Annotated in this window: 6 protein-coding genes, 1 tRNA gene and 1 pseudogene; all 8 read left to right on the top strand. The window is 67.9% G+C overall.

Annotated elements, in window-relative coordinates:
• Window positions 1-240 precede the first annotated feature (240 nt).
• Window positions 241-1,557 carry an extracellular solute-binding protein gene (locus ACFQ36_RS07540; RefSeq protein WP_377012195.1) on the top strand — a complete coding sequence of 439 codons (1,317 nt, stop codon included), beginning with the start codon at window positions 241-243 and terminating at the stop codon, window positions 1,555-1,557.
• Entirely contained in the window at window positions 1,554-2,516 is a 963-nt protein-coding gene (locus tag ACFQ36_RS07545) for a carbohydrate ABC transporter permease (RefSeq protein ID WP_377012197.1), read from the top strand. Before ACFQ36_RS07540 ends, ACFQ36_RS07545 begins: the two co-directional genes overlap by 4 nt.
• Window positions 2,517-2,519: 3 nt before the next feature.
• The gene (locus ACFQ36_RS07550; protein ID WP_377012199.1) at window positions 2,520-3,362 is read left to right on the top strand and encodes a carbohydrate ABC transporter permease; all 843 of its coding nucleotides are present in this window, start codon (window positions 2,520-2,522) and stop codon (window positions 3,360-3,362) included.
• A gap of 27 nt (window positions 3,363-3,389) precedes the next feature.
• Window positions 3,390-4,652, top strand: a complete 1,263-nt coding sequence (locus ACFQ36_RS07555) for an ABC transporter ATP-binding protein (RefSeq protein ID WP_377012202.1) — start codon at window positions 3,390-3,392, stop codon at window positions 4,650-4,652.
• Window positions 4,653-4,705: 53 nt separating this feature from the next.
• Window positions 4,706-4,776 (top strand) — tRNA-Gly (locus ACFQ36_RS07560).
• Between the two features lie 82 nt (window positions 4,777-4,858).
• Window positions 4,859-5,272, top strand: coding sequence for an aspartate 1-decarboxylase (gene panD, locus ACFQ36_RS07565; protein WP_377012204.1), 414 nt, complete (start codon window positions 4,859-4,861; stop codon window positions 5,270-5,272).
• Window positions 5,273-5,290: 18 nt separating this feature from the next.
• Window positions 5,291-6,217 carry an AEC family transporter gene (locus ACFQ36_RS07570; RefSeq protein ID WP_377012207.1) on the top strand — a complete coding sequence of 309 codons (927 nt, stop codon included), beginning with the start codon at window positions 5,291-5,293 and terminating at the stop codon, window positions 6,215-6,217.
• A gap of 42 nt (window positions 6,218-6,259) precedes the next feature.
• A pseudogene (locus ACFQ36_RS07575) lies at window positions 6,260-7,733 on the top strand (helicase HerA-like domain-containing protein); the annotation flags it as partial.

Here is a 7,733-nt window from a genome sequence, read left to right on the forward strand (position 1 = left end):
CCGTGAGCGTCACGGAACGATCCTGCCACGGGCGGATTCCGCGGGCAGTTTTTGGCCATCTGGTCTTCTTCGCCGTCCGTTTTTTCGCATCGTTTTCGTGAGGCCACGGGCACGGTCTGTGGCGCAAACCACAAGCGGGCCCTATGGTCGCTAGCAAGGTTGCCGAGTGCTGGTGGCCCGTGGGAGTGCGCAATCTGGCCGTCTACGAGGAATCTACAAGGATGTGGAGGCGCAGTACCAATGTTCCGTAAGCGAACACGCAGGACCGGGCTGTGCCGGCGGTTCGGGTTCCCCGGCGCCGCGCTGCTGGCCGGAACCCTCGCCTTGGGTGGCTGTGCCGCTGAAGCCGGGCCACCGACCCTCACCTGGTACATCAACCCCGACGCCGGCGGGCAGGCATCCATCGCGGCAGAGTGCACCCGGGAGGCAGGCGGCCGGTACCGGATCGAGACCTCGCTGCTGCCCAACGACGCCGCCTCCCAGCGCGAACAGCTGGCCCGGCGCCTGGCCGCCGGGGACACGTCCCTGGACATCATGAGCCTGGACCCGCCGTTCATCCCGGAACTGGCCGAGCCCGGCTTCCTGGCCCCCGTCCCGAAGGAAACGGCCCGGCGCACCTCCCGGGGCGTCGTCGACGGCGCACTGGCCGGAGCCCGGTGGAAGGGCGAACTGGTCACGGTCCCGTTCTGGGCCAATACGCAGCTGCTCTGGTACCGCAAGTCCGTGGCCGAGGCGGCCGGTCTGGACATGTCGCGGCCGGTGACCTGGGACCAGATCATCGATGCCGCCCGGAAGCAGCAGAAGTTCCTGGGCGTGCAGGGCGCGCGGGCCGAATCCATGACTGTGTGGGTCAATGCGCTGATCGAATCCGCCGGAGGCCGGATTATTGTCAATCCCGAGGCCTCCGCAGACCGGATCCAGCTCGGGCTGGAATCCGAAGCGGGCGCCAAGGCGGCCGACATTGTGTCCACCATCGGCGCCGAGGGCCTCGGCGGCCCGGGCCTGCCCACCCAGGACGAGAACAACTCGATGATCCTGTTCCAGGGTGCCCAAGGCTCGTTCATGGTGAACTGGCCCTTCGTCTGGCCCGCCACCAATGCCGCCGTCGAGAACGGCGGCCTGGACGCGTCGCTGCCGGAGGACATCGGCTGGGGCCTGTACCCGCGGATCGACCCGGACCGTCCGTCGGCACCCCCGCTGGGCGGCATCAACCTCGGTGTCGGCGCCGCCAGCCGTCATCCGCACCTGGCCTACCAGGCCATCGAGTGCATCGTCAGCCCGGAAAACCAGGCGGACTACTTCCTCACCAACGGCAACCCGCCGTCGAACACCCGGGCCTACGAAGATCCCCGGGTCGCGGACGCCTTCCCGATGGCGCAGACCATCAGGGAATCCCTGGAGCTGTCGGCACCGCGCCCGCAGACTCCCTACTACAACGAGGTCTCCACCGGCATCCAACAGCACTGGACCCCGCCCAGCGCCGTGGATCCGCAGTCCACGCACCACTCCACCGCGGAGTTCATCCTTGCGGTACTCAGAGGGGAGAAACTGCTGTGACCGCCACCGTCAACACCCGGACCGGGGCCAGGACGCAGGCAAAGGCGGCGCAGGAGCGCGGCAGCGCACGGACCAGGGCCGAACGGCGCCTGGGCTGGCTGCTCGCCGGCCCCGCGTTCGTCGTCATGCTGGCCGTCACCCTCTACCCGATCCTGCAGGCCCTGTTCGACTCGCTGTTCAAGTTCCGCCTCACCGCCCCGGATGACCGGCGGTTCATCGGGCTGGGCAACTACGGCGTGATCCTCTCCGACGGGGTGTTTTGGCAGGCCTTGGGCGTCACGCTGCTGATCACCGTTGTCACCGTCGTCGTGGAACTGGTCCTGGGCTTTGCCCTGGCGCTGGTGATGCACAAGGCGCTTAAGGCCGTGCGCGGGTGGCTGCGCACGGCGATCCTAGTCCCCTACGGGATCATCACGGTGGTGTCGGCCTTCGCCTGGTTCTATGCCTTCGACATCAATTCCGGCTTTGTCAACCACTGGTTCGACTGGGTGCCGGGCATCGGCCCGGACCTGAACTGGTTTGCCCAGACGGGCACCTCGCTGTCCGTGATCATCGCGTCGGAAATCTGGAAGACCACCCCGTTCATCTCGCTGCTGCTGCTGGCCGGCCTGGCCCAGGTGCCGGACGAACTGACGGAAGCCGCCGAGGTGGACGGCGCCACCTGGTGGGAGCGGATGAGCCGGGTCATCCTGCCCAACATGAAGGCGGCGATCATGGTGGCGGTGCTCTTCCGCGCGCTGGACGCCTTCCGCATCTTCGACAACGTATTCATCATGACCGGGGGCGCCTACGGCACCGAGGTGCTGTCCCTGCTCGCCTACCGCACCTCCATCGGGCGGCTGGAGATCGGCCTCGGGTCGGCAATCTCGGTGGTGCTGTTCGTCTGCGTCCTGCTGATCTGCTTTATCGCCATCAAGCTGTTCAGGGTGGACCTGGCCGGCGCGAGAGGGGGCAGGTAAACCATGAACAGATCGTCGACCCGCGGGCGCGTGGCCTGGTCCGTCGTTACGGTCCTGGTCCTGCTCTACGCGCTCTTCCCCGTCGCCTCCATCTTCGCCACCTCCTTCAAGCTCCCCAGCGAGCTGACCTCCGGCAAGTTCCTGCCGGAGAACTGGAGCACTGCCAATTACGAGCAAATCCTCGTCGGCGACGCGCAGGAACTGTTCCTGAGCGCGCTGCGCAACTCCATCGGGATCGCCCTGATCGCCACCTTCATCGCCGTGGTGCTGGCCACCCTGTGCGCCTACGCCATCGCCCGGCTGGACTTCCCCGGCAAGAAGCTGGTGCTCACCACGGCGCTGGCCGTGTCCATCTTCCCGGTGATTTCCATCGTGACCCCGCTGTTCAACGTCTGGCGCAGCATCGGGCTCTACGACACCTGGCCGGGGCTGATCATCCCCTACCTGTCGCTGACCCTGCCGATCTCGATCTGGACGCTGGCAGCCTTCTTCCGGCAGATTCCCTGGGAGCTCGAGCAGGCGGCGCAGGTGGACGGGGCGACGACGTGGCAGGCTTTCCGGAAGGCGGTCGTGCCGCTGGCGGCCCCGGGGGTGTTCACGACGGCGATCATCGCCTTCTTCATCGCCTGGAACGATTTCGTCTACGGCATCTCGCTCACCTCGACCGAGGCCGCCCGGCCCGTCCCCGCCGCGCTGGCCTTCTTCACCGGTGCCTCCCAGTTCGAGGCGCCCACGGGGGCGATTTCAGCCGCCGCGATCATCGTCACCATTCCGGTCGTGCTGCTGGTGGTGCTGTTCCAGCGCCGGATTGTCTCCGGCCTCACCCAGGGCGCCGTCAAGGGCTGACCAGCTTCCGCAGAAAGGATTCGGATCATGGCATCCATTACCCTCAGCCACATCGTGAAGCAGTACGGCGACGGCTTCCCGGCCGTGAACGACGTGAGCATCGACATTGCCGACGGCGAGTTCATCATCCTGGTCGGCCCGTCCGGCTGCGGCAAGTCCACGCTGCTGCGCATGATCGTCGGGTTGGAGGACATCACCTCCGGCGACCTGCTGATCAACGGCGAACGCGTCAATGACAAGGCGCCGCGGGACCGCAACCTGGCGATGGTATTCCAGAACTACGCCCTCTATCCGCACCTGACGGTGTTCGAGAACATCGCCTTCCCGCTCCGGCTGGCGAAGAACAAGCACAGCGAGCAGGAGATCCGGGACCGGGTGACGGAGGCGGCCAGGACCTTGGAGCTGACCGAACACCTGGACCGCAAGCCGGCCAACCTCTCCGGCGGCCAGCGCCAGCGGGTAGCCATGGGGCGGGCCATCGTCCGGCACGCCGATGCGTTCCTCTTCGATGAGCCGCTGTCGAACCTGGATGCGAAGCTGCGCGGCCAGATGCGCTCGGAGATCTCCCAGATGCAGCGCCGGCTGGGCGTCACCTCCGTCTACGTCACGCATGACCAGACGGAGGCCATGACGCTGGGCGACCGGGTGGCGGTGCTCAAGAAGGGCATCCTCCAGCAGATCGCCTCGCCCCGGGAACTGTACGACCAGCCCGTGAACCTGTTCGTGGCCGGCTTCATCGGCTCGCCGTCGATGAACTTCCTGCCGGCCGCCGTGGACGGCGGCGTGCTGCAGACCCCCGTCGGCGAGATCCCGATCTCGGCGGACAAGGCGCAGGCTGCCGCCGGCCGGCCGGTGGTGCTGGCCGGCATCCGGCCCGAACACTTCGAGGACGCCACGCTCGTCGATCCCGCCAAGCGCAGCCGGGGCTACACCTTCACGGCGCAGCTGACGCATTCGGAATGGCTGGGCAACGAGCAGTACGGCTACATCAGCTTCGATCCGTCCGCGGAAATCCGGCAGCTCCTCGAGGGCCTGGCCCGGGACATGGACGCCGAGGAGCTGCGCCCGCAGATTGTGGTCACGCTGGATGCATCCAGCAGGATCCGCGGCGGCCGGCCGGCCGAACTGTGGCTGGACACCCGCCGGATCCACCTCTTCGACCCGGAGACCGGCGGGAACCTGACCCGCGACGCCGAAGCGGGCCGGGCCCTGACCTCCGAGGCCGAGGCCGCGCGGAAGGAGGAAATCGGGCTGGCCCGCGAGCGCCAGCGTGTCCGGGTTCAAGGTTAGCCGCGAACTAGGGTAAGCTAAATGGCGTTGTACCCGAGGGGCCTGCCCCTCACGCGGGCGTAGCTCAATGGTAGAGCGCCAGCTTCCCAAGCTGGACACGCGGGTTCGATTCCCGTCGCCCGCTCTCTCTTTTGCCTTTCCGCCTTCATGGTTCCTGCCTTCATGAATGGCCGCGGCACTGCGGGCACGGGCTAAACTGATGAGCGATGAACCGCACAATGTTTAAATCCAAGATCCACCGGGCCACCGTCACGCACGCCGATCTGCACTACGTCGGTTCCGTCACCGTGGACCTGGACCTGCTCGACGCCGCCGACATCCTGCCCGGCGAGCTGGTGTCCATCGTGGATGTCACCAACGGTGCCCGGCTCGAAACGTATACCATTGCCGGCGAGCGCGGCTCCGGCGTGATTGGGATCAACGGCGCGGCCGCGCACCTGATCCACGAGGGCGACATCGTCATCCTGATCACCTATGCGGCCATGACCACCGAGGAAGCCCGGGCCTTCGTGCCCAAGGTGGTCCACGTGGGCGCGGACAACAAGATCGTCCAGCTGGGTTCCGATCCCGCCGAGGCGCTCAGCGAAGAATTCGTGCGCCCGCCCTTCGCCGTCAAGTAACGCGCCCGGACAGCCGCGGTGCTGGCGGTACTTGCGGGGTTTTCCGTTGTCTGGGTGGTCATTCTGGTCGGCTTCTTCGCCGGCCGCGCCAACGTCCTCGGTCCCGACGGCAGCCGGGCGCTCAGCCGGCTGGCATTCTTCGTGGCCAGCCCCTGCCTGCTGCTGGAGACGCTGAGCCGCTCCAGCCTGGCCGTCATCTTCTCGGACACCCTCGTGGTGGCCGCCGCCAGCGCCATCGCGACCGCCGCCGTCTACGCGGTGCTGGCGAAATTCTGGTTCCGCCGCAGCCTGGGCGAAACCATGGTCGGGGCCATGTCCGCCTCGCTGGTCAACTCGGCGAACCTGGGCATTCCGGTGGCGGCCTATGTGCTCGGAGACGCTTCCCTGGTGGCGCCGGTGCTGATCTTCCAGCTGGCCTTCTTCACCCCGCTGTTCCTGATGGTGCTGGATTCGGCCGCCACCCGGCACCGCACCACCCTGCCGGGCTTCGCGGCGCAGATCCTCCGCAACCCGGTGCTCATCGGCACCGGCATCGGCCTGGCGCTCGCGGCCACCGGTTGGCAGCCTCCGGACCTGGTCATGGAACCGATCCGCCTGATCGGCGGGGCGGCCGTGCCGGCCATGCTGATAGCCTTCGGGATTTCGCTCAACGGCTCACGTCCGCTGCAGGCCGACGGCGGGCGGCGGGCCGACGTCGTCGCCGCCTCCGCTTTCAAGCTCTTCCTGCAGCCGGTGCTGGCCTGGCTGCTGGCGTACTTCGTGCTCGGCCTGGAGGGGCACCTGCTCTTCTCCGCCGTCGTCCTGGCCGCCCTGCCGACGGCGCAGAATGTCTTCGTCACCGCCGCCCGGTACGAACGCGGCATTGTCATTGCCAAGGACACCGTGCTGCTGACCACCATCGTCGCCGTCCCGGCGATGATGCTGCTGGCCTGGCTGCTGGCCTGACGGGGCTGCCGTCCCGGCAGTCCGGTGTGTACGCTGGCACCCATGACGGGCATCTCCGCCGCGGACCAGGTGGCACGGATCCGGCGCGGCTACACCTTCGAAGGAGCTGCGGTCCATCTGGGTGCGGCGCTGGTGGACGGCGAGGTCCACCCCGAGGCGGCGGTCCGGCTGCCGCTGGCCATGATGAACCGCCACGGCCTCATCGCCCGGGGCCACCGGCACCGGCAAGACGATCACTCTGCAGGTCATCGCCGAACAGCTCTCCGCCCATGGCGTCCCGGTCTTCCTGGCCGACATCAAGGGCGACCTGACCGGGCTGTCCACCGCCTCCGCCGGCAGCGGGAAGTTGCTGGCCCGCACCCGCAGCGTCGGCCAGGCCTGGGCGGCCAGGTCCTTCCCGGTCGAATACTTCTCGCTCGGCGGGGACGGCCGGGGCGTGCCGCTGCGCGCCCGGATCTCGGACTTCGGCCCGCTGCTGCTCTCCCGCGTCATGGACCTGAACGAAACCCAGGAATCGAGCCTGCAGCTGGTCTTCCACTACGCGGACCGCAACGACCTGGAGCTGTACAACCTCGCCGATCTGCGGGCGGTCATCCAGTTTTTGGTCTCGGCCGAGGGCAAGGCCGCCCTCGAGGGGCTCGGCGGGCTGTCCAAGGCCACCGCCGGCGTGATCCTGCGCGAACTGGTCAGCCTGGAGGCCGAGGGCATGGACAAGTTCTTCGGTGAAACCTCCTTCGACACGGCGGACCTGCTGCGCGTGGCGGACGACGGGCGCGGCATCATCTCCTGCCTGGAGCTGCCGACGCTGCAAGCCAAGCCGGCACTGTTTTCCACCTTCATGATGTGGCTGATCGCCGACCTGTTCGCCGAACTGCCCGAGGTGGGGGACGCGGACAAGCCCAGGCTCGTGTTCTTCCTGGACGAGGCGCACCTGCTCTTCCGCAACGCCTCCAGGGCCTTCCTGGACTCGATCATGACCACGGTACGGCTGATCCGGTCCAAGGGCGTGGGCGTGTTCTTCGTGACCCAGACCCCCAAGGACGTGCCCGACGACGTACTCGGCCAGCTGGCCAACCGCATCCAGCATGCCCTGCGGGCGTTCACCCCGGACGACGCCCGGGCACTGAAGGCCACCGTCTCCACCTTCCCGGTCAGCGACTACGACCTCGAAGAAGTGCTGACCACCGCCGGGATCGGCGAGGCGGCGGTCACCGTCATGAACGAACGCGGCGCCCCCACCCCGGTGGCCTGGACCAGGCTGTGCTCCCCCGAATCCACCATGGGCCCCTCCCCCGCCGGGCGGGTGGAGGAGATTGTCCGGGCCTCCGCGCTGCTGCCCAAATACGGGCCGGTGGTGGACAGCGTCTCCGCCTACGAAAAGCTTGCCGCAGCGGCGTCCGCCCGGCAGCCTTCCGCACCTGCCGGCGCCGGGAACGCCGGGCAGGCACCGGCGGACCAGGCCGGCATCGACGCCGAGGCGCGCCGGATCGAGGAGGAGATCCTGGGCCGGCCCGCC

This window comes from Arthrobacter sp. GCM10027362 (assembly GCF_042679445.1).
Classification (GTDB): Bacteria; Actinomycetota; Actinomycetes; order Actinomycetales; family Micrococcaceae; genus Crystallibacter.